Origin of the sequence: Achromobacter sp. MYb9, from assembly GCF_002975275.1 — a bacterium.
Classification (GTDB): Bacteria; Pseudomonadota; Gammaproteobacteria; order Burkholderiales; family Burkholderiaceae_B; genus Achromobacter.
This window is the reverse complement of record NZ_PCOQ01000003.1, coordinates 131,144-152,354: the sequence shown is the minus strand read 5'-3', so window position 1 is coordinate 152,354 and position 21,211 is coordinate 131,144. Positions and strand designations below refer to the sequence as shown.

Genomic DNA, 21,211 nt, shown 5'->3' with positions numbered 1-21,211 from the left:
GCCCCGTTCAGCAATAGGAACGAGGCGCGAACGAGGCGTGCGTATCAACCGCCGAACCAGCGCGCGGGCACGATGACCAGCGCCGGGAAGACGACCATCAGGAACATGACTGCGAATTCCGCGGCCATGAACGGCATGACCCCTCGGGTGACGTCGTCCATCTTCATCTTGCCCACGCCCGCCACCACATTGAGCACGGTGCCCACGGGCGGCGTCACCAGGCCGATCGAGTTGTTGATGATGAACAGCACGCCGAAATACACCGGGTCGATGCCGGCCGCGCGCACCACCGGCATCAGCACGGGCGTCAGGATCAGGATGGTGGGCGTCATGTCCATGGCGGTGCCCACCACCATCACCAACACCATGATCGCCGCCATCAACAGGATCTTGTTGCCGATGAATGGCTGAAGCATGTCCACGACTTTGGCGGGCAGGTCGGCCACGGTAATCAGCCAGGCGCTGACCATGGCGGCGGCAATCAGGAACATCACGATCGCGCTGGTCTTGGCGGCCGACACGAACACCGCATACAACTGATTCAGCTTCAGTTCGCGGTAGACCAGCGTCGATACCAGCAGCGCGTAGGTGGCCGCGACCACCGCGGCCTCGGTTGGCGTGAAGACGCCCATTCGCAAGCCCACCAGGATGATGACCGGCAGCATCAGCGCCCACAGCGCCTTGCGCGCCGCCGTGCCGATTTCCTTGGCGGATTTGCGCGGTGGCGGCACCACTTTTTCACGGCGAACCAGCCAGGCCCAGGTCAGCCACAAGGCCCCGCCGATCAGCAGCCCCGGCACGATCGCGGCCATGAACAGCTTCGAAATCGACACGTTCGCCGCCACGCCGAAAATCACCAGGCCGATGCTGGGCGGGATCACCGGGCCGATCACGCCCGTGGCCGCGATCAAGCCGCCGGCCGTTGATTTCTTGTGGCCGGCACAGACCATCATCGGCAGCAGCAACGCCGTCAACGCCGCCGCATCCGCCACGGCGGAGCCGGACAACGCCGACAACAGGCAGCCGGCCATGATGGTCACGTAGCCCAGCCCGCCCTTGACGTGCCCGACCAGCGCCAGGGCCAGGTCCACGATGCGCTTGGACAGACCGCCCACGTTCATGATTTCGCCGGCCAGCATGAAGAACGGCACTGCCAGCAGCGGAAAACTGTCGGCGCCACCGATGACGTTCTGCGCCAGGATCTGCGAATCGAAGATGTCCAGGTGCCACATCAGCGCCACGCCGCTGGCCAACAGTGCAAAAGCGATGGGCACGCCCAGCGCCATCACGCCCAGCAGCGACCCGATGAATACGAAGATAGTCATGCGCTTCTCCCCGGTGCGCCGTGGTTGGCGTCGTCCAGAATCTGCTTGAGTTGCACGGCTTCTTCAGACTCCTGGACCATGATCAGGTCCTGGTCGCGCAGCTTTCCGGTCAGCACGCGGTACAGATCCACGGCGATGATCAGCCCGGCCAGGGCCGAGAACACCAGCCCCGCCACATACACGATCGCCATCGGCAAGCCGCTGACCGGCGCGCTGACGTCCGCATTGATCACGGCCTGTTCCCAACTGCCCTTGAACATCAGGCCCACGATGTACAGCATGATGATCTGGCCCACGACCAGGCAGATCTTCTTGCCCGCCGTCGGCAGCTTGGCCACCACCATGTCCATGCCCAGGTGGCCGCGTTCCTTCAACGCGATGACCGCGCCCAGGAACGTCAGCCAGATGAACATCCAGCGCGATAGCTCTTCCGACAACGTGATGCCGGAATTGAAGCCATAGCGAGCAACGACGTTGCCGAAGACCAGCACCACCATCGCCGCCAGCAGCAGCGCGATGGCCATTTCCAGCACGCGGCACGCCGCCGCGATGCACCCATCTATGAAAGCCATGGAGCAGCCTCCTTCGGCGTGGAAAGAAGAGTGCCCCGTGTCATGCGCGTGCTTCTTGCAGGATGTCGACCAACCCACGCAGCGCCGTCAGGTACGAATGCGGCCCCAACCCCTGCACGGTGCCGCGCACCGCCGGCGAAATGATCGAATGCGCGCGCCACGTTTCGCGCGCGGCGATGTTCGACATATGCACTTCCAGCGTGGGGAACGGCATGGCCTTGATGGCGTCGTGCAGCGGCACGCCGTGCTGCGTCAGGCCGGCCGGGTTGACCAGCGCGCCCTGCGCCGCGTCGATGTTCTCGTGCAAGAAATCGATCAGCGCGCCTTCGTGGTTCGATTGCAGCGTGGCCAGTTCCACGCCCAGTTCGGCCGCCAGGGTGGCCAGGCGCTGATTGATTTCGGCCAGGGTGGTGGTGCCATAGATATGCGGCTCGCGGCGGCCGAACAGGTTGAGGTTCGGGCCGTGCAGAACAAGAATCTTCATGATGGATACGCCGGTGCGTTTACTTGCGGATGCGTGCGAGTTCGTCGTTGTAGAGCTTGACGATGGCGGGGTCGTAGCTGCCGGTGAAGTGTTCGATGACCGGCTTGACGACCTGCTGCATGCGCACTTTTTGGCCCGGCTCGATCGTGTTGTATTGGATGCCCTTGGCTTGCAATTCCGCCACGGCCTTTTGCGCGGCTTCGCGGCTGACCTTGCGTTGGTAACCGCGCGCTTCGTCGGCCGCCTCTTGCATCATGCGCTGTTCGGTGGGCGACAACTTGTCCCAGAACTTCTTGCTGACCAGCACGATGTTGGCCGCATAGACGTGGTTGGTCGCGCTGACGTACTTCTGCACTTCGTAGAACTTGTTGGACAGAATCACCGAGTACGGATTTTCCTGGCCGTCCACCGCTTTGGATTCCAGCGCGCCGTACAGTTCCGCAAACGGCATGGGCACGGGGTTGGCCTTGAACGCCTTGAACGTGTCCAGGAACACCGGATTGGGAATAACGCGGATCTTCAGGCCCGCCAGGTCTTCCGGCTTGGTGATGGCGTGCTTGGAGTTCGTCACGTTGCGAAAGCCCAGGTCCCAGAAACCCAGCGCCACCAGGCCTTTTTCGGGCAGCTTGGCGGTCAGCGCGCGGCCCAGCGGCCCATCCAGCAGCGCGTCCGCCTGACCAAAGTCGGTGACCGAAAAAGGTAGATCGATCAGGCCGAATTCCTTGACGATGCCGGCCAGCGAGGTGGACGCTGGCGCGGACATTTCCTGCACGCCGCCTTGCAGGCCGGACTGCTGCTGCATCTCGTTGCCCAGCTGCGATGCCGGGAATTCCTTCACCTTCAGTTTGCCCCCGCTTTTGCTGGACAGGATCTCTGCAAACTTCTTCACGCCCGCGCTCACGGGGTGGTCAGTGTTGTTCAGGTGGCCGAAGCGGATGGTGCGTTCCTGGATGTCCTGCGCGTGGGCCGTCATCGCGGCCGAGCATAGAACGCCCATCAAGCCCAAGCAGAAAATGCGGGTCTTCATCGTTGTCTCCTTCCGGGTTTTTTTGGAATGTTCTCGATGTCTTGGAGGACTCGGTAGTGGAATGTAATTCCGAGTGGAATAGTTTTCCACCTAGGGTTATCATCCATTACCCCACTACTTGTTGAGATGACATGGCCGGAGTCCTCGAACGCGCGCTTGCCGTCATGGAGCACCTATCCTCCAGACCCGAAGGCGTGCCGCTAGCCTCGCTTGCGCAGCAGCTGGAGATCCCTCAAAGCGCCGCCCACCGCCTGCTGACCGACCTGTGCCGTTGCGGCTACGTCAGGCAGATCCGCGACCATGGCGATTACGCGTTGACGGCCCGCGTGGCGTCCATCGGCCTGAGCTATCTGGCCGCCACGGGCATCGTCGATATCGCGCAGCCCCTGGTCGACCGCCTGGCCGATATCTCGGGCGAGTTGGTGCGCCTGGCCATCGTCGACAACGAACGGCTGACGTGGGTCGCCAAGGCGCAGGGCGCGCGTCACGGTCTGCGCTATGACCCCGAAATGGGATCAGACGCCAGACTGTCGTGCAGCGCATCCGGGCACGCGTGGATGTTGACGATGTCGGACGAGCGCGCGCTGGATCTGGTGTCGCGCCAGGGCTTTGGTTCCCCCGCCGAATATGGGCCCAACGCACCCACGACGATTGCCGCCCTGACCAAGATGCTGCATGCGGGCCGCAAACGCGGCTACGCGATGATCAATGAAGTGTTCGCGCCCGGCATGACGGCCATGGCGGCGCCCGTGCAGCGCAAGGGCGAAGACGCGATTGGCGTGCTCAGTATCGCGGGGCCGGCCATGCGCCTGACCGAAGCGCGTATGTTGGAACTTGGGCCTCAGCTGCTGGCCGCCACCGAAGAGCTGGCGCTGGCAAGCCTGGCATCGCCCATGTTCCGCAAGCGCTTTCCCATGCAGGGCCGCAATGCCGGCGACGAAGCATCCCCACAATAAGCAGAGGAGACAATCATGAACGAGCACGAGCGATTCGAGCAGGGCCTGGCAGTGCGCACCGAGGTCCTGGGTGAAGCGCACGTCAGCCGCTCGCTGGCGTCATCGACGGAATTGAATCGCGAATTCCAGGACCTGATCACGCGCTATGCCTGGGGCGAAATCTGGACGCGCCCGGGGCTGCCGCGCCACACGCGCAGCTTGCTTGTGATTGCGACCATGATCGCGTTGAACCGCGAGACCGAACTCAAGCTGCATCTGCGCGCCGCCGCCAATAACGGCGTCACGTTGGACGAGGTGAAAGAAGTGCTGCTGCAATCCGCCATCTACTGTGGCGTACCGGCGGCCAATTCCGCGTTCCACACCGCTGCCGAAATCTTCGCTGAAGAAATCGGGCATTGAACAACGGCTATCCGCCCGGATGGCTCAGAAGATCGATCAGGGCGCGCGCAGCGGCCGACTGGTGTCGGTGCGGCGCGTAGACGACAGAGAACGGACGCGACCGCCCCCGCAACTGCGGCAGTATTTCCACCAGCCTGCCGTGCTGGATGCGGTCGCGGACGATGAATTCATAGCTTTGGCAAATACCCACGCCCTGTTCGGCCAGCGACACCACACCTAGCACGTCGTCCGAGATCTCGAAGCGAGAGCCTGGCACCCAATCCCTGTCGCACCCACCGTCGCGGAATATCCATGGCGCGAGCCGGCCCGTGCTGGGCATCATGAAGGGAAGACAGACATGGTGATGCAGGTCTTCCACGGTCTGTGGCGCCCCCATTCGCTTGACGTACTCCGGCGAAGCGACCAACAGCAGCGGCGCATCTTCGAGCTTGCGCGCGACCAGGCCGCTATCGGGCAGGTGGCCCAATCGGATGGCCAAGTCGAATCCTTCGGCGACCAGGTCAACGTTGCGGTTGGTGATGTTCAGTGCCACCTGGACCTGGGGATACAGCTGAGCAAAGCGCGCCAGTAGCGGCGGCAATCGGTAGTGCCCGTAGGTAGTGGGCACGCTCAGTCGCACGCGGCCGGCCAGTTCGCCCTCCTGACCCAGCACTTCCCGCCCGGCGTCCTCGAACTGGGAAAAGGCCGAGCGGGCCTGTTCAAGGTAGCGCCGGCCCGCGTCGGTAAGGCCCAGGCGGCGCGTCGTCCGCTGCAGCAATTGCCGCCCCAGGCGCGTTTCCAACCGTGCGACGGCGCGGCTCAGCACCGAAGCGGTGGTCGATAGCGCCACGGCGCCGGCGGTGAACGAACCATGCTCGACCACCGCGACGAAGGCCTCTACATCCCCTAGATAGTCGAATTTCCGGCCCATCTTGCTCTCAAAAGAACAGATATTGTTCTGAAAGGCTAGTTTATCTCTTCTGGCGGCCCTAATACAGTGACGGCATTGCGAGACGCGCGGCTAAACCAGCAAGCGCACCCCTCCTGAACCTGAAGCCCGCCAGGAACCAGAAAATGAAATCGATCCACAAATTCGCGGCCGTGATGGCCCTGGGCCTTGCGGCCACCACCGCCCACGCCGGCAACGTGCTGGTCGTGTTGTCCGACGCCAACCACCTGGACCTGAAGGACGGAAAGGTCTTTGCGACGGGCTTCTATCTCAACGAACTGATGCAGCCCGTCAAGCTGCTGCTTGATGCGGGTCACGAGATTACGTTCGCCACGCCGCTGGGGTCGGCTCCGACGGTGGATGCAAGCTCCATCGATCCGATGTACTTCGGCAACGACCCCGCCCAGCTGAGGGTCCATCAGGATCTGCTTGACCGACTTGCGCTGACCTCGTCGGAAAAGTCGCCGGTCGTGAGCCTGGCCCGTATCGAGCAGCAGGGCTATGGCCGCTTCGATGCGGTCTACATCCCCGGCGGTCATGCGCCGATGCAGGACCTGCTGAAAAGCCCGGCGCTGGGGCGCTTGCTCGCCGACTTCCATAGCCGCAACAAGACCACGGCATTGGTCTGCCATGGGCCAATCGCGTTGCTGTCGACGCTGCCGGACGCCCAGCACTTCGTGACCGCGCTGGAATCCGGGCAGGCCGGCCGTGCGCCGCAATGGATATACAGCGGGTATCAGATGACCGTCATCAGCAACCAGGAAGAGGAACAGGCCAAGTCCCAGCTGGGTGGCGGCCAGATGAAGTTCTATCCACAGACGGCGTTGCAACAAGCCGGGGCGCAGTATCGCAGCAACGCCGCGCCGTGGACACCGAATGTCGTCGTCGACCGCGAGTTGATCACCGGCCAGAACCCGGCATCGGCGCTTGGCGTCGCGCAAGAGCTTCTCAAGCGCCTGAAGTAGTCCAGGCCACGCCCGGCGTGCCACGGAACCTCGCCTGCCCTGCATGGTCACTCTAGTACAGCGCCGGCAGCGGGCCGGCGCCAAAACAGGAGCCATTGCATGACACGAATCCGACATATCCAGCTTGCCGCATGGTGCGCCAGCCTGTTGCTGGCGGGCGGCGCGGCACGGGCGGCCGACGCGCCCAAAGTGCCAGACTACGGTCCCAATCTCGAACGCTTCGAGTATCCGCACGAGGTCCATCGCCACACGGTCAACTCGCAGGGCCAGGCGCTGTCGATGGCCTACATGGACGTAAAGCCCAAGCAGGCCAACGGCCGGACCGTCGTGCTCATGCATGGCAAGAACTTCTGCGGCGCCACCTGGGACACCACGATCACGGCGCTGAGCCAGGCCGGCTATCGGGTCGTGGTGCCCGACCAGATCGGCTTTTGCAAATCCGACAAGCCGGCAAGCTATCAATTTTCGTTTCACCAGCTTGCCGCCAACACCCAGGCCCTGCTGACGCACCTGGGCGTGGAACGCGCCAGCGTGGTCGGACATTCGATGGGCGGCATGCTGGCGGCGCGTTATGCGCTGATGCACGGCGCAACCACCGATGCGCTGGTGCTGGTGAATCCGATCGGGCTGGAAGACTGGAAGCAGGAAGGCGTGCCCTACCGCAGCATCGACGCCTGGTACGCACGCGAACTCAAGGCCAACTTTGCCGGCATGAAGAAGTACCAGCAGGGCACGTATTACGCGGGGCAGTGGCGCGACGACTACGACAAATGGATACTGATGGCCGCCGGCATGCTGCAGGGCGACGGCCGGGAGCGCGTGGCCTGGAACCAGGCGCTCACCTACGACATGATCTACACCCAGCCGGTCGTGCATGAGTTCGGCCAGATCACCGTGCCCACCACGCTATTGATCGGCGAGCAGGACAACACCGCGCCCGGCAAGGACGCCGCGTCGCCCGAGGTCGCCAAGCGCCTGGGCAATTACGCCGAATTGGGCCCGAAGACGGCTCGGGCGATCCCCGGCGCAACGCTGGTGATGTGGCCCGAACTGGGACACTCGCCGCAGGTCCAGGATCCGAAGCGCTTCAATGCCGCGCTGCTCGATGCACTGAAACGGCCCGCGCCGGTCAAGGGCTAGGGCGGCGGCGCCGGGGTTTACCTATATCATGGCAAAAAATAGAGCCGCCCCGCGCGCCGTCAAGGAGACTCCCGCTTGTCCGCAGGCCTGCACACGCCCTACCCGGAACCGTTCCCCACCTTTGAAACCTCCGATTTCTCAGGCGAGGGATCGTTCTATTTCGACCTTGTCCGCCTGCAGGACCGGGACGATATTCCGCGCGGCTTCCTGCACCGGCACAACTACTACCACCTGCTCTGGATGAGCGAAGCCCGCGGCACGCACATGCTGGACTTCGAGCAGCACGAGGTACGCGACCACTCGGTATTCTTCCTGTCACCCGGCCAGATCCACGCCTGGACCTCGTCCGTCAAGCCACGCGGCTACGTGCTGAACATCAGCACGGACTTCTTCGCGCACATGTTCCCGCGCGCGGACGACATCGCCAAATTTCCCTTCTTTCACCTGGCGGGCGGCTCACCCGCCATTTATCTGTCGCGCGAACAGCACGACGGCATGCTGCCGCTGCTGAATGAAATCGAACGCGAAACGCGCGACCGCCAGACGGGGCGCTTCGACGTGGTGCGCTCCTACCTGCTGATCCTGCTGACGCAGCTACGCCGCCTTTATCCGGCCGACGAGCGCGAGACCACCGCCGGCCCCAGCTATTCACTGGCCAAGCGGTTCACCATGCTTATCGAAGAACACTATCTGGACTTCGACGCCATCCGCCAGTACGCCGATGCGCTATGCGTCAGCGAACGCCAGCTCAACGAGGCGGTCAAGCGCAGCGTGGGGCGCACTGCCAGCCAATTGGTGCAAGAACGCGTCGCGCTGGAGGCCAAGCGCCTGCTTAGCAATACGGGCCTGAGCATCGCCGAAATTGCGTTCCAGCTGAATTTCGAAGACCCCTCCTACTTCGCCCGGTTCTTCAAGAAGCATACCGGCAGCACCGCCGGCGATTTCCGCAAGAAGTACGACCGCCCCATCGGCTGACGGCCGCGCCGGGCGGATCCGCGAAAAAGTGCAATACAAGCTCTGATCTGTCCTAACGCGCCCGGTGCCGGGCTGCGTAAAGTTCATCCAGACCCAACCCGCCGCCTTGCGGCCTGATTGAAACTGCGATGAACGACACTGCAACATTGATGACGGGCGGCCAGCATGTGGTGCGCGCGCTGCTGGAACACGGCGTGGACACCGTATTCGGCGTTCCCGGCGAAAGCTATCTGGACGTGCTGGACGCGTTGTACACGGAACGCGAGCGGATCCGCCTGGTGTCCTGCCGCCACGAAGGCGCGGCCTCGTTCATGGCCGAGGCGCACGGCAAGCTGACCGGCCGGCCGGGCATCTGCATGGTCACGCGCGGCCCCGGCGCCACCAACGCCAGCATCGGCGTGCAGACGGCGTTTCAAGATTCCACGCCGCTTATCGTGCTGGTGGGCCAGGTGGGCAACGACATGGTCGAGCGCGAGGCGTTCCAGGAAATCGATTACCGGCGCATGTTCGGCCAGTTCACCAAATGGGTGGCGCAGATCGACAGCGCCGCGCGCGTCACCGAATACATGAACCGCGCCTTCTCGGTGGCGATGTCGGGCCGGCCCGGCCCCGTGGTGTTGGCGCTGCCCGAAGATATGCTGACCGAACTGGCCGCGCCCCAGGACTGCGGCACGATCCAGTTTCCGCAGGCGCACCCGGCGCCCCATGCATTGGCCGACATGCAGGCACTTCTGGCCGGCGCGCAGCGGCCGTTGATGATTGTGGGCGGTTCTGGGTGGACCGGCGCAGGCCTCGATGCCCTGGCCCGCTACGCCAGCCGCAACGGCCTGCCCGTGGCGTGCTCGTTCCGCCGCCAGGACCTGTACGACAACCACCACCCGCAATACGTCGGTGAAGTGGGCATAGGCGTCAATCCGGAACTGGCCGACGCCGTGCGCAACGCCGACGTGATCCTGGCGGTGGGCGCGCGCCTGGGCGAAATGGTGACAGGCGGCTATACGCTGCTGCAATCTCCCGTGCCCAGACAGACGCTGATCCATGTGCTGGCCAACCCGGAAGAGCTGGGCCGGGTGTATCAGCCCACCTTGAAGATACCGTCGGGTCTGGACGCCTTCGCGGACGCGGCCGCCGGAAGGGAGCCGGTGGACGCGGCCCCGTGGCGCGATTGGCTGGACGGGCTGCGGCAGCGCTACCTGCGCTACACGGAACCGCCCGCCAACGATCTGCGCATGGATCCGGCACGTATCATCGTCGCCCTGCGCGATGGGCTGGATGCGCGCGCCATCCTGACCAACGGCGCGGGCAACTACAGCGCCTGGGCGCATCGCTACTACCGTTTCAGCCATCCCCGCACCCAGCTTGCGCCCACCAGCGGCGCCATGGGCTACGGCGTGCCCGCCGCCATTGCGGCCAAGCTGCGCCACCCCGAACGACAGGTCGTCTGCCTGGCCGGCGACGGCTGCTTTCTGATGACCTCGCAAGAGCTGGCCACCGTCAGGCAGCACCGCCTGGCCATCGTCTTCATCGTGTTCAACAACGGCATGTACGGCACGATCCGCATGCACCAGGAAAAGAACTACCCGGGCCGGACCATCGGCACGGACCTCTGCAACCCCGACTTCGTGGCCTACGCGGAATCGTTCGGCGTGGCCGCCGAGCGGGTGGACAGCCACGAAGGTTTCGCGCCCGCCTTGGCGCGCGCACTGGACAGCGGGTCGCCGTATCTGATCGAACTCAGTCTGGATCCCGAGGTGATCACGCCTCGGGCCACCCTGACCAGCTTGCGCGAAAACGCGCGGCTTGCCGCATCCTGACGTTCAGGATCGGATTGCCGCGCGCCGGCCGCAAGCGCGGCGCGCGGCGCACACATAAAAAAATATCCACACCTGGAGAGAGACTATGAATACCCCCTTGCCCCCCCTGCGGCGGCTAGCCGTGGCCGCGATGCTGGCTGCCGCGACCCTGGGCGCCACATCGGCCGCCGCCGCCGACTACCCCGAGCGCCCCCTGCGCATCATCGTGCCCTTTGCCGCGGGCGGCGCCACCGACGTCATCGCGCGCACCGTGGCGCAATCCATGTCCACGCGCCTTGGCCAGCCGGTGGTGGTGGAAAACAAGGCAGGCGCCAACGGCAACATCGGCGCCGTCATGGCGGCGCGCGCCGAGCCCGACGGCTACACCCTGCTGATGGCCACGTCCAGCCATGCCATCAACTCCACGCTGTATCACAAGCTGGACTACAGCCTGACGGGCGACTTCGCGGGCCTGTCGAACCTGGCCTCGGTGCCCTTGCTGCTGGTGGTGAACCCGTCGGTGCCGGCCAAGACGCCCGAAGAGCTGGCCGCCTACGCCAAAGCCAACGGCAACCGCGTGAACTACGCCTCGGGCGGCACCGGCACGGCATCGCACCTGGCAGGCGCCCAGTTCAATTCGCTGGCCGGCGCGCAGATGACGCACGTGCCCTACAAAGGGGGCTCGCAAGCGCTCAATGACCTGATGGGCGGCCAGGTCCAGATCATGTTCGCGAACCTGCCCGAAGTGCTGTCGCAGGTGCAGGCCGGCCGCCTGACGCCCATCGCCGTCACGGGCAAGCAGCGCCATGCCGCGCTGCCCAACGTGCCTGCGTTTTCCGAAACGTCCTACCCGGCCATGAACGCCCGGTCCTGGTTCGGCCTGTTCGTGCCCGCGGCCACGCCCGCGCCCGTGGTGGAAAAGCTGTCGCAGGCCATCACCCAGGGCTTGGCCGACCCCACCGTGCAAGACAAGCTGAAAGGGCTGGGCGCCGACCCCGTCGGCGACGGCCATGCCGCGTTCCAGCAGTACGTGAACCAGGAAGTCGAACGCTGGAGCGTGCTGGTGAAACAGTCCGGCGCCACGGCCGACTGACGATCGATCCCCCTTCGCACCCCCAATCGCAACGCCCCATCAAGGAAACACCATGCTTTACGACGTACGAACCTACACCTGCCGCGCCGGCACCATCAAGAAACACCTGGCGCTCTATGCAGAGCACGGCTATGAGGTGCAAAGCCGCCACCTGGGCAAGCCGCTGGCCTACATGCAGACCGAGACCGGCGACGTTAACAGCTACATGCACATCTGGGTCTATGACAGCGCCGCCGACCGCGAAGCCAAGCGCCAGGCGCTGCAAAAGGACCCCGCCTGGGCGGGCTACCTGACCAAGAGCGCCGACGCCGGCTATCTGATCCGCCAGGAAAACCGGCTTATGACGCCGACGGCGTTCTTCCAGCCCTGAGACCCGTTCGCGGGTCACTGCCCCCAGCGCCTTTCAATACGATTGCCGCAGCCTGTCCTTCGCTTTATCTGACAGTGCAGGAAGCGCGGCAGTAGGTTTCGATGCTGTGCAAGTCGACCTCAAACCCCAAGCCGGGCGCTTCGGGCAGCGATAGAAAGCCGTTATTGATCCATCCGCCATAGGTACAAGTGGATCGAAGCGGGTTGTGGTTAACGTCCAGCTCCCAAAACCCGTGGCGATCCGGAATGGCTGGCTTTCGCTTGCAAGACGGCCCGGTTACCGGGAATCAGGTGGTACCAAATTCGTGGCGTCTTTCTGCCCATTCGATAAGCGCCTGCATCGAGGGCCCGAGCGCGTAACCCGCCTCTGTCAGTTGATATTCCACTTTCGGAGGGACCTGAGGGAAAACCGTTCTATGCACGATTCCATCTGCCTCAAGCTGCTTTAGCTGCTGAATCAACATCTTCTGGTTCACGCCATCGATAAGCCGTTCCAACTCTGAAAAGCGGATCGGTTTCTTGGCGGCAAATAGCTGGCAAAGAATGATGATCTTCCATTTCCCCTCAAGCACGCGCAAGGTTTCGGTGGTCGCCGCTGCCCACTCGCGTCGACGACTGGGGTCTTCACAGTTCCATTCGCGATCCCCGGCCATGGGAACTCCTTAGTGGGTTACTGAGGTTTTGGTAAGTACTTCCAATTCCGATAGCGACATTCTACAGTTGGCCTCTTATACGCAGGAGTTCATATGAACATCGGAATCATCGGAACCGGAAACATCGGCGGCACCCTCGCTCGCAAATTGACGGCGGCTGGGCATCACGTGCGCGTGGCGAATTCCAAGGGCAAGGAGGACGTCGCCAAGCTTGCAAAGCAAATGGGCGCCACGGCAGCGGACGTCCAGGATGCCGTGGATCAGGTAGACGCCATCATTCTTGCCATTCCCCTACCGGCGATGCAGCAGCTTCCGGCTGGCTTGTTCGATGCCGTCGCGCCCGGGGTGCCGATCATCGACACGAGCAACTACTATCCTGGCATGCGAGACGTGCGCATTGCAGACATCGACGACGGAATGCCTGAAAGCATATGGGTGTCTCAACAGATTGGCCGCCCAGTGATCAAAGCGTTCAACAATGCGCTGGCTTACACGCTGGCGAATCTGGGAAGGCCCACGGGCGCCCAGGGCCGATTGGCCATCGCGGTGGCGGGTGACGACGCCCAATGTAAGCAGGTCGCGATGAACCTGGTTGACGAAGTCGGCTTTGACCCCGTCGACGCGGGTTCCCTCATGGAGTCGTGGCGACAGCAGCCGTCCACGCCTGCCTATTGTTGCGACTGGGATGCAGACGAAACGCGCGCGGCCCTTGCAGCCGCGGTGAAGGGCGAAGCCGAGCAAAAGCGTGACCAGATGCCGGCAGCTTTTGCGAAGCTGGGCGCCAGTCCAGCACACGAAGCCGTCGTCGCGATGAACCGCAAAATCAATGCTCCGCATTTGGCCACTTGAGGAACCGGGGCAGCGCTTGGGGTGATCGCTTTGGATCGAACGCGGACGTCGTCACCCATAGCGTTGCGGTATGGCGGGCGGGAGGCAGCAAGCCGCCATCCCGCCGCCCGGGCTATGCGTGCTGAGCCTCTTGGGTGTTTCTGCCCTGCTCTGGGCGAATCTTGAACCAGATCGAATACATCGCCGGCAGAAAGACGAGTGTCATGATCGTGCCGCCCAGCGTGCCTCCGATCAGGGTATAGGCCAGCGTTCCCCAGAACACCGAGTGCGTGAGCGGAATGAAGGCCAGAATGGCCGCCAGGGCGGTGAGCAGCACCGGACGCGAGCGCTGCACCGTGGCTTCCACCACCGCGTGGAAGGGGTCCAACCCCTCGTGCTCATTGTGGTGTATCTGCCCGATCAGAATCAGCGTGTTCCGCATCAGGATGCCCGACAGAGCGATCAGGCCCACCAGTGCGTTGATGCCAAACGGCTGCTGGAAAATCAGCAAGGTCGGCACCACACCGATCAGCCCAAGCGGCGCAGTGAGGAACACCATGACCATGGCCGACATCGAACGCACCTGCAGAATGATGATCAGCAGCGTCAGGGCGATCATGATCGGGAACAGCGGCAACATCGCCGTGCTGGCTTTGCCCGATTCCTCGATCGAACCCGACTGTTCAATCCGGTAACCGTCAGGAAGCTTGTCGATTACCGGCTGCAAGGCCTTGGTAATCGCGGCAGACACGTCAGGCGGCTGCAGGCCTTCGGCAATATCGCCCCGCACGGTAATCGTGGGGGTGCGGTCCCGACGACGCAGAATGGGATCTTCCATGCGAACATCGGCTTTGCCCACCTGAGACAGTGGGATGCGCTGGCCAGCGGAACCCACCAGGGTAAAGCCCTCAATCTTGGCCGGATCGAGTCGGATATCGCCCGCTGCGCGCCCCACGACCTGAACCGAACGAATATCTTCGCGGACGGATGTGATCGGCACGCCCGTGAGCAGGAATTGCAACTGCTGGGCGACGGCAGAAGACGTCAGCCCAACCGCCTGCAAACGATCCTGATCCAGCGAGAAATGCAGTGTCGGCACCAGCGGTCCCCAGTCGGTATTGACCGTGCGCATCATGGGACTGGCTTGCATCACCTGCTGCACCTGACCGGCGATATCGCGCAACGTGGACGGATCGGGTCCCATCACACGATAGGCCACGGGGAACGGCGAATACGGGCCGAACACGAGCTGTGAGACCCTCACGCGGGCTTCCGGCGCAAGTCCGTCAGCCGCGGCTTCGCGCAGGCGAAGCTTGAGCTTTTCGCGCGCCTCCTGGCTGTCGGTAAGCACGACAATCTTCGCAAACGAGGGGTCGGGCAGCTCAGGCGCCATGGCCAGATAGAAGCGCGGCGCGCCCTGGCCAACATACGCCGTGACGATCAGCGCTTCTTCCTGCTTTTGCAGCCAGGCTTCGATCTTCGCCGTGGTGGCGCTCGTTTGCTCAATGGAGGTGCCATAGGGCATCTGCACCTCGACCAGCACTTCCGGACGATCAGAATTCGGAAAGAACTGCTTCTTGACCACGCCCATGCCGGCGATCGCCACCGCAAATGCCGCGATGACCGTTCCAGCCACCAGCCACTTGCGGGCGATGACACGGGTCAGCACCTTGCGGAAGCGGTTATAGCGAGGCGTGTCGTAAATCGCCGCGTGCCCCCCGGCCACCTTTTTGATGTCCGGCAGCATCTTCACCCCGAGGTAGGGCGTAAAGACCACGGCGACGACCCACGAGGCGATCAGGGCAATGCCCACGATCCAGAACATGTTGCTGGTGTACTCGCCCGCCGTCGACTGGGCAAAGCCGTTGGGCATGAAGCCGACTGCGGTGACCAGGGTGCCAGAGAGCATTGGCGCCGCGGTGTGGCTCCAGGCATACGCCGAGGCTCTGATCCGGTCATAGCCTTCCTCCATTTTCACGACCATCATTTCGATGGCAATGATGGCGTCGTCCACCAACAGGCCAAGCGCCAGTATCAGAGAACCCAGGGTGATTCGGTCGAAGTTCTTGCCGGTGGCCGCCATAATCACGAACACCACTGCCAGCGTCAGCGGCACCGCCGCCGCGACCACCACGCCCACTCGCCATCCCATGCTGACAAAGCACACCACCATCACCACCAGCAGGGCAACGAAAAACTTGACCATGAATTCGTCGACCGCCGAGCTGATGTTGACAGACTGGTCGGTGACCTTGGTCAGGGTCATACCCAGTGGCATGTCTTCATTGATTTTGACCGCCTCGGCATCAAGCGCCTTGCCCAGATCCAGGCCGTTCCAGCCTTCGCGCATAATGACGCCCAACAACAAGGCCTCTTCGCCGTTATTGCGCACCAGGAACGTCGCAGGGTCTTCATATCCGCGCTGGACGGTTGCCACATCCGAAAGCTTGAGCGAGCGCCCCCCGGCTACGATGGGCGTATTGCGGATCTTTTCCAGTTTGTCGAAGGCCCCGTCAAGCCGCAGGAAAACCTGCGGCCCTTCGGTCTCGATCGAGCCGGCCGGGGTAAGGACGTTCTGACTGTTCAGTGCAGAAAAAATGTCCTGTGGCGATACGCCTAGCGTGGCAAGACGATCATGCGAAAACGAGACGAAAATACGTTCGGCCTGCTCGCCAATGATGTTGACTTTTTTGACACCGGGCACGTGCAGAAGACGTTGACGCAGCGTTTCGGCGTCTCGCACCAACAACCGCTGCGGCTCGCCCTGGGCTTTCAGCGCGAAGAGCGCAAAGGTCACGTCCGAAAACTCGTCGTTGACCATCGGTCCGATAACACCGGCCGGCAACTTTCCCGATTCGTCGCTGAGCTTCTTGCGGGCCTGATAGAACTCCTCCTGGACTTCGGAGGGCGGCGTCTTGTCGGCAAGAGACACCATGGTGAAGGCCAAGCCGGGACGGGTGTAGGTTTCCGTTCGGTCGTACCACTTCAGCTCCTGCATGCGCTTTTCAAGCGGCTCGGCCACCTGATCCTGCATTTCCTGCGCAGTAGCGCCCGGCCAGGCGGTGATGATCGTCATCTGCTTGACCGTGAACGGCGGATCCTCCGCACGACCCAACTGGAAGAACGCCAAGGTTCCGGCAATCGCAATCAGAAAAATGAGGAATACCGTAACCGAGCGCTCACGGACGGCGAGCGCCGAAAGATTGAAACGCCCCTCGCTCATGGACGGCTCCCGGCTACGCTGGCGACGCTTTGAGAAGCCAGCCGGACCTGCTCGCCCTCATGCAGCAGATGGGCGCCCAGCGCGACAATCTGCTCGCCGGCCTTCAGCTCGCCGGACACGCGCGCGGCATCATCACCCAGGCTCAGGACCTCGACGGATCGCCACGTCACTTTTGCCGGGTTGCCCGCAATTGCCCACACACCCGGCCCCTTGCCGGCGTTATAGATGGCCGCGATCGGCACTTGAAGCACCGGCTTGTTGGTGGGTCCTTCGGGAATATGAAGCGTAACCGTCGCGCCCAGTGGGGCATTGGCCAGCGCACCTTCCAGTACGTAGCGCGCCTCGAACGTCCGAGTAAGACGGTCCGCCGAGTCAGACAGCAGCCTCAGCGTTGCGGATACCGCACCGGTGTTGCGGCCATATAGCGTCGCCAGCGCCGTGGATCCAGGGGCCGGGCGCAGCGTCTCTGGCAAGTTCACGATTGCCTCTCGCTGGCCAGCCCGCGCCAGTCGAACCACTGGTTGCCCCGGGCTGACGACCTGCCCCGGCTCCGCCAGTGTTTCCATGACCACACCATCGGCGTCGGCCAACAGTACGGCGTAGCCCGAGGCATTGCGGGCCACATTGGCCTGTGCGACCGAAGCGCTTAACTGCGCCCTGGCCGCGTCGGCGGCTGCCTTGATCTGGTCATATGCCGATGCCGACACGGCGCCGGCCGCGACCAGGTCACGATAACGCGCCTCGTCATCGGCGGTTTGCTTGGCTCGCGCCCGCGCGGCCGTCACTGCCTCTTGCTGCGCGCGCGCCTGAAGACCAAGGTCAATGGGATCCAGGCGCATCAGCGGCTCACCGCGCTTGACGGTCTGTCCGGTATCGACCAGCCGCTCAAGGATCTTGCCCGATACGCGGAACCCCAAGTCGCTCTGCACCCGGGCCGCGACAGTGCCGGTGAACGAACGGGAAGTATCGGAAGAATGTTGGACCGCTGCCGATCTCACGAGTGGCGCGTGCGTGCGCGGATCGTCGGCCTTGGACGGCTCGCCACACGCCGTCAAGACGAAAGGCAGCAAGCAAACGGCAATGGTGGCAGGTCGTAGCCGAAGCATGGGTTCCCTTACTTAAATGAATAGAACAGGAACCGCATTCTGCGACTAGTGACCACTAAAGTCAACGGTCACTATAAACCTAGGGCGACAGGCTCCGCAGGATGAGCGCTGATAGTTGCACTGCCGACTCCGTCGCCATGTCGAGGTTGTACTGAAGCTGCACAGGATTGATGTAAGGCCGCATGACCAGATAGATGGCGTTGGACGCTTCGTCAAGCGGTGTCTTACGCTCAAATTCGCCCGATTCGCGCCCCTCCAGAAGGATGTTCTGGATCACCTGACGCAAATGTGCCTCCAGCGCACGCACGGCAGGCCATTGATCGCGTGCGGCAACGGCGGCAATGTCATAGAGCTTGCGATCATGGAAGAAAAGATCACTGCCGGTCTCGGTCAGCGCGCGGAACAGGCGACGCAATCGCTCTGACGCGGTGGGCGAATCAGCGACCACCGAGTCAACGACCTGCATGATGATCGCAAGACGGTTCGAGCAAATCACCTCGCCGATGGCCTGCTTGGAATCGAAGAATTTATAGATGTAAGCCTTGGAGAAGCCGATCGCCTTGGCCAGATCCGACACCGTGGTCTTCTCATAGCCGTAGTGGCTGAAATGCTCGGTCGCCGCGTCGACGATCTGGTCGCGCACGTTGTGCTCCGACGGCCCACGCGAGGGCGGTGTAGTACTGTTTTCAGTCATTTACTTAGCTTAGCCTGAAGAACTTTGATTGACAACGAGTGACCATACGGTAATATCGTCACCTCTTAGTGCTCATTCAAGGATCTCCCATGCTTTCCCCTCGCTCTCTCGCTCTGGTGATGAGCGCCTGCCTGATGACGGGTTGTGCGGTGGGGCCGGATTATCACCGGCCGGATGCTCCGCTTTCAGAGCACTACATGGGCAAGCAGGCCGTCGAACAACGGACGGCGGCTACCCCTGCCAGCCTTGCGATCTGGTGGGAGGGCTTTGGAGACCCGGTACTGAGTCACTTCGTCACAAGGGCGCTCGAGCAAAACCTGGATCTTGCCCAGGCCTTGGCCAGGGTGACTCAGGCGCGCGCCGGACTCGGCGCCGCGACAGCCGCATTATTGCCTACCGGCAACATCAATGGCCAGGCGGGACGTGCGTATCAGTCTATTGAAACGCCGCTCGGTCAGGTGCTGAACTCCACCCCGGATTTCGACCGGTACGGCAACTCATATGAGACCAACCTGGGTGCGAGCTGGGAATTGGATGTGTTTGGAGGGTTGCGCCGCGAACGCCAGGCCGCGCTCGCCGAATACCAGGCATCCGAGGCAGGCGCTGCGGCCACACGACTGGCCGTCGCCGCGCAAACCGCCGACATTTACATCACCATCCGCGGATTGCAGGCACGCCTGGACATTGCAAACCACCAGGTAAAGACGCAACGGGGGTTGCTGGAGAAGGTTCAGTTGCTACACAGCAAGGGCCTTGCCGCCGAGTACCAGGTTCGGCAGACCGAAGGCTCGCTTGCACAGGTGCAGGCAACGGTTCCCGTGCTCCAGACCGGCCTGGATGCGGCGATGAATGCACTGGACGTCATGCTGGGCACCCCGCCCGGCACCCATCGCACGGAACTGGCAGCCACCGGAGCTATCCCGAAGGCACCGCAGATCACCTCCGCAGGTACGCCCGCGGATCTGTTACGCCGTCGACCCGATCTCATCGTGGCAGAACGTCGCCTTGCTGCGTCCAATGCGCGCATTGGCGTGGCTATCGCCGAGTACTACCCGAAATTCTCCCTGGATGCCTTGCTGGGTAGCGCCACTTCCATTTCCAGCGGCAACCTGTTCGCAAGCGGCGCCAGCCAGTCGGCCGCAGTTCTGGGCCTGCGGTGGCGGCTTTTCGACTTCGGCCGCATCAATGCGCAGATCGATCAAGCGAAGGGACAGGAAGCAGAAGCGCTCGCGGCCTACCGCCAGTCCGTGCTGCGCGCCACCGAAGACGTCGAGAACGCGTTCTCGGCCCTGGTCAACCGGGAGACGCAAGCCACGACGCTTACCGGTGGCGAGGACTCGTTGACGCGTGCGCGTCAGTCGTCGTTCATGGCCTACGAGAAAGGCACGGCCAGCCTGATCGATGTCCTGCATGCGGACGAAACCCTGCTGCAGGCCTCGGATGCCAGGGCGCAGGCGCAGACCGAGTCGGCACGGGCAGCCATTTCGGTGTTCAAGGCGCTTGGCGGCGGCTGGCTGCCCCCTCAGTTCGAGTCCGTGGCGGTTCGATGACCTGGCGCTTGCGCGCATCGGGGCAAAGGGAGAAATTCGGACATAATTATTGAATTGGCGACGCGGTCATAGCAATCAGCCCCACCGCCTTGGCATACTCCGCGCCGAATTTCTCCATGAACCTTGCTCGCATCGACCTCGTCACCCTTGCCCTGTTTGTTTCCGTTGCGCGCCAGGGCAGCATCTCGGCCGGCGCACGCCAGTCGCATCTGGCGGTTGGGGCGGCCAGCAAACGCATTTCGGACCTGGAGGCCGCCCTGGGCACCGCGCTGCTGTACCGCAACGCGGCCGGGGTGGAGCTGACCGACGCGGGCCAAGCCTGCCTGGTCCACGCGCTTCGCGTGTTGCAGGAAGTAGAGCAGATGACGGGCGCGCTGTCGGATTTCGCCCAAGGCGTGCGCGGCCAGGTGCGTATCGCCGCCAATACCTCGTCGCTGACGCAGTTTCTGCCCGAAGACCTGGCCGCCTTCATGGATGGCCATCCCGCCGTGCGCATCGACCTGGAAGAGCAGAACAGCAGCGACATCGTCACCGCGGTGCTTGAGAACCGCGCGGATATTGGCGTATTCGCCGACCGCACGCCGGCCGACGGCTTGTCGACCTTTCCCTATCGGCTGGATGAACTGGTGCTGATCGTGCCGCAGCGCCATCCGTTGGCGGCCGAGGCGCAGGTGGCGTTTGCGGACACGTTGGCCTACGACTACGTCGGCCTGCCCCCGGCCACGTCGCTGGCGACCCGCCTGTCCGACGAAAGCGGCCGTCTGGGCCGGGCGATGCGCTTGCGCATCCAGGTGCGCAGCTTTGACGCCATCTGCCGCATGGTGGCGGCGACCCGTGGCGTGGGCATCCTGCCGCGCATCGCCGCCGAGCCGCATGCACGGTCGATGCCGATCAAACTTATCCCCCTGACCGACGAATGGGCGCGCCGCTGGCTGCTGCTGGGCGTGCGCGATGCCGACACGCTGACCGTTGGCGCCCGCCTGCTGCTGGCGCATCTGCGCGGCGATCACTGAGGCGATTGCCGCTGCGGGTTTGCCCGGGGGTTTCTCGTTCCAGGAACCCCCCTTTCCCCGATTTTCCATTCCGCCGGGCGCCGCTTTGCGGGCACACTGCCGCCTATCAATATCGAGT

General features: G+C 63.3%; 20 protein-coding genes. 11 read left to right on the top strand and 9 right to left on the bottom strand.

Annotated elements, in window-relative coordinates; genetic code table 11:
* Positions 1-44: 44 nt before the first annotated feature.
* From CQ050_RS07140 to CQ050_RS07125, 4 genes are read right to left on the bottom strand one after another with little or no spacing between them, the layout of a single operon-like run.
* The gene (locus CQ050_RS07140) at positions 45-1,325 is read right to left on the bottom strand and encodes a TRAP transporter large permease (protein ID WP_105556113.1); all 1,281 of its coding nucleotides are present in this window, start codon (positions 1,323-1,325) and stop codon (positions 45-47) included.
* On the bottom strand, positions 1,322-1,897 hold the full coding sequence (locus CQ050_RS07135; RefSeq protein ID WP_105556112.1) for a TRAP transporter small permease: 576 nt from the start codon (positions 1,895-1,897) through the stop codon (positions 1,322-1,324). Before CQ050_RS07135 ends, CQ050_RS07140 begins: the two co-directional genes overlap by 4 nt.
* Positions 1,898-1,937: 40 nt before the next feature.
* A complete protein-coding gene (locus CQ050_RS07130; RefSeq protein WP_105556111.1) occupies positions 1,938-2,381 on the bottom strand; it encodes a type II 3-dehydroquinate dehydratase in 444 nt (147 codons plus the stop codon).
* A 19-nt stretch (positions 2,382-2,400) separates the two neighbouring features.
* A complete protein-coding gene (locus tag CQ050_RS07125) occupies positions 2,401-3,408 on the bottom strand; it encodes a TRAP transporter substrate-binding protein (RefSeq protein ID WP_105556110.1) in 1,008 nt (335 codons plus the stop codon).
* Positions 3,409-3,539: 131 nt separating this feature from the next.
* On the opposite strand from CQ050_RS07125, the gene CQ050_RS07120 reads away from it, so the two are divergent.
* On the top strand, positions 3,540-4,364 hold the full coding sequence (locus tag CQ050_RS07120; RefSeq protein WP_105556109.1) for an IclR family transcriptional regulator: 825 nt from the start codon (positions 3,540-3,542) through the stop codon (positions 4,362-4,364).
* A 15-nt stretch (positions 4,365-4,379) separates the two neighbouring features.
* Positions 4,380-4,763: a 4-carboxymuconolactone decarboxylase gene (pcaC, locus tag CQ050_RS07115; protein WP_105556108.1), complete on the top strand. Its 384-nt coding sequence runs from the start codon at positions 4,380-4,382 to the stop codon at positions 4,761-4,763.
* A gap of 7 nt (positions 4,764-4,770) precedes the next feature.
* Here pcaC and CQ050_RS07110 read toward each other — a convergent pair whose 3' ends face one another.
* Positions 4,771-5,673 carry a LysR family transcriptional regulator gene (locus tag CQ050_RS07110; RefSeq protein WP_105556107.1) on the bottom strand — a complete coding sequence of 301 codons (903 nt, stop codon included), beginning with the start codon at positions 5,671-5,673 and terminating at the stop codon, positions 4,771-4,773.
* A 143-nt stretch (positions 5,674-5,816) separates the two neighbouring features.
* Here CQ050_RS07110 and CQ050_RS07105 point away from each other — a divergent pair, with 143 nt between their 5' ends.
* From CQ050_RS07105 to CQ050_RS07080, 6 genes are all read left to right on the top strand, one after another.
* Complete coding sequence (locus CQ050_RS07105) at positions 5,817-6,656, top strand: type 1 glutamine amidotransferase domain-containing protein (RefSeq protein ID WP_105556106.1); 840 nt, start codon at positions 5,817-5,819, stop codon at positions 6,654-6,656.
* A 99-nt stretch (positions 6,657-6,755) separates the two neighbouring features.
* Positions 6,756-7,796: an alpha/beta fold hydrolase gene (locus tag CQ050_RS07100; protein WP_105556105.1), complete on the top strand. Its 1,041-nt coding sequence runs from the start codon at positions 6,756-6,758 to the stop codon at positions 7,794-7,796.
* Between the two features lie 75 nt (positions 7,797-7,871).
* Positions 7,872-8,771 (top strand): helix-turn-helix domain-containing protein, encoded by a 900-nt coding sequence (locus CQ050_RS07095; RefSeq protein ID WP_105556104.1) that lies wholly within the window; start codon positions 7,872-7,874, stop codon positions 8,769-8,771.
* Between the two features lie 128 nt (positions 8,772-8,899).
* A complete protein-coding gene (locus CQ050_RS07090; protein ID WP_105556103.1) occupies positions 8,900-10,585 on the top strand; it encodes a thiamine pyrophosphate-binding protein in 1,686 nt (561 codons plus the stop codon).
* A gap of 85 nt (positions 10,586-10,670) precedes the next feature.
* Positions 10,671-11,657, top strand: coding sequence for a tripartite tricarboxylate transporter substrate binding protein (locus tag CQ050_RS07085; protein ID WP_105556102.1), 987 nt, complete (start codon positions 10,671-10,673; stop codon positions 11,655-11,657).
* 52 nt (positions 11,658-11,709) lie between these two features.
* The gene (locus CQ050_RS07080; RefSeq protein ID WP_105556101.1) at positions 11,710-12,027 is read left to right on the top strand and encodes an NIPSNAP family protein; all 318 of its coding nucleotides are present in this window, start codon (positions 11,710-11,712) and stop codon (positions 12,025-12,027) included.
* A 286-nt stretch (positions 12,028-12,313) separates the two neighbouring features.
* Here the strand turns inward: CQ050_RS07080 and CQ050_RS07075 are convergent, their stop codons facing one another.
* Complete coding sequence (locus tag CQ050_RS07075) at positions 12,314-12,679, bottom strand: helix-turn-helix domain-containing protein (RefSeq protein WP_105556100.1); 366 nt, start codon at positions 12,677-12,679, stop codon at positions 12,314-12,316.
* Positions 12,680-12,772: 93 nt separating this feature from the next.
* Here CQ050_RS07075 and CQ050_RS07070 point away from each other — a divergent pair, with 93 nt between their 5' ends.
* Positions 12,773-13,528 carry an NADPH-dependent F420 reductase gene (locus CQ050_RS07070; RefSeq protein WP_105556099.1) on the top strand — a complete coding sequence of 252 codons (756 nt, stop codon included), beginning with the start codon at positions 12,773-12,775 and terminating at the stop codon, positions 13,526-13,528.
* A 112-nt stretch (positions 13,529-13,640) separates the two neighbouring features.
* On the opposite strand, the gene CQ050_RS07065 is transcribed toward CQ050_RS07070, so the two are convergent.
* From CQ050_RS07065 to CQ050_RS07055, 3 genes are all read right to left on the bottom strand, one after another.
* Positions 13,641-16,730, bottom strand: coding sequence for an efflux RND transporter permease subunit (locus CQ050_RS07065; RefSeq protein ID WP_105556098.1), 3,090 nt, complete (start codon positions 16,728-16,730; stop codon positions 13,641-13,643).
* Positions 16,727-17,836, bottom strand: coding sequence for an efflux RND transporter periplasmic adaptor subunit (locus CQ050_RS07060; RefSeq protein WP_105556097.1), 1,110 nt, complete (start codon positions 17,834-17,836; stop codon positions 16,727-16,729). The genes CQ050_RS07065 and CQ050_RS07060 overlap by 4 nt, the downstream gene beginning before the upstream one ends.
* A 79-nt stretch (positions 17,837-17,915) precedes the next feature.
* Positions 17,916-18,530 (bottom strand): TetR/AcrR family transcriptional regulator, encoded by a 615-nt coding sequence (locus CQ050_RS07055; protein WP_105556096.1) that lies wholly within the window; start codon positions 18,528-18,530, stop codon positions 17,916-17,918.
* Between the two features lie 89 nt (positions 18,531-18,619).
* On the opposite strand from CQ050_RS07055, the gene CQ050_RS07050 reads away from it, so the two are divergent.
* Both CQ050_RS07050 and CQ050_RS07045 read left to right on the top strand, forming a co-directional pair.
* Positions 18,620-20,080, top strand: a complete 1,461-nt coding sequence (locus CQ050_RS07050; protein ID WP_105556095.1) for an efflux transporter outer membrane subunit — start codon at positions 18,620-18,622, stop codon at positions 20,078-20,080.
* 116 nt (positions 20,081-20,196) lie between these two features.
* The gene (locus CQ050_RS07045; RefSeq protein ID WP_105556094.1) at positions 20,197-21,093 is read left to right on the top strand and encodes a LysR substrate-binding domain-containing protein; all 897 of its coding nucleotides are present in this window, start codon (positions 20,197-20,199) and stop codon (positions 21,091-21,093) included.
* Positions 21,094-21,211 lie beyond the last annotated feature (118 nt).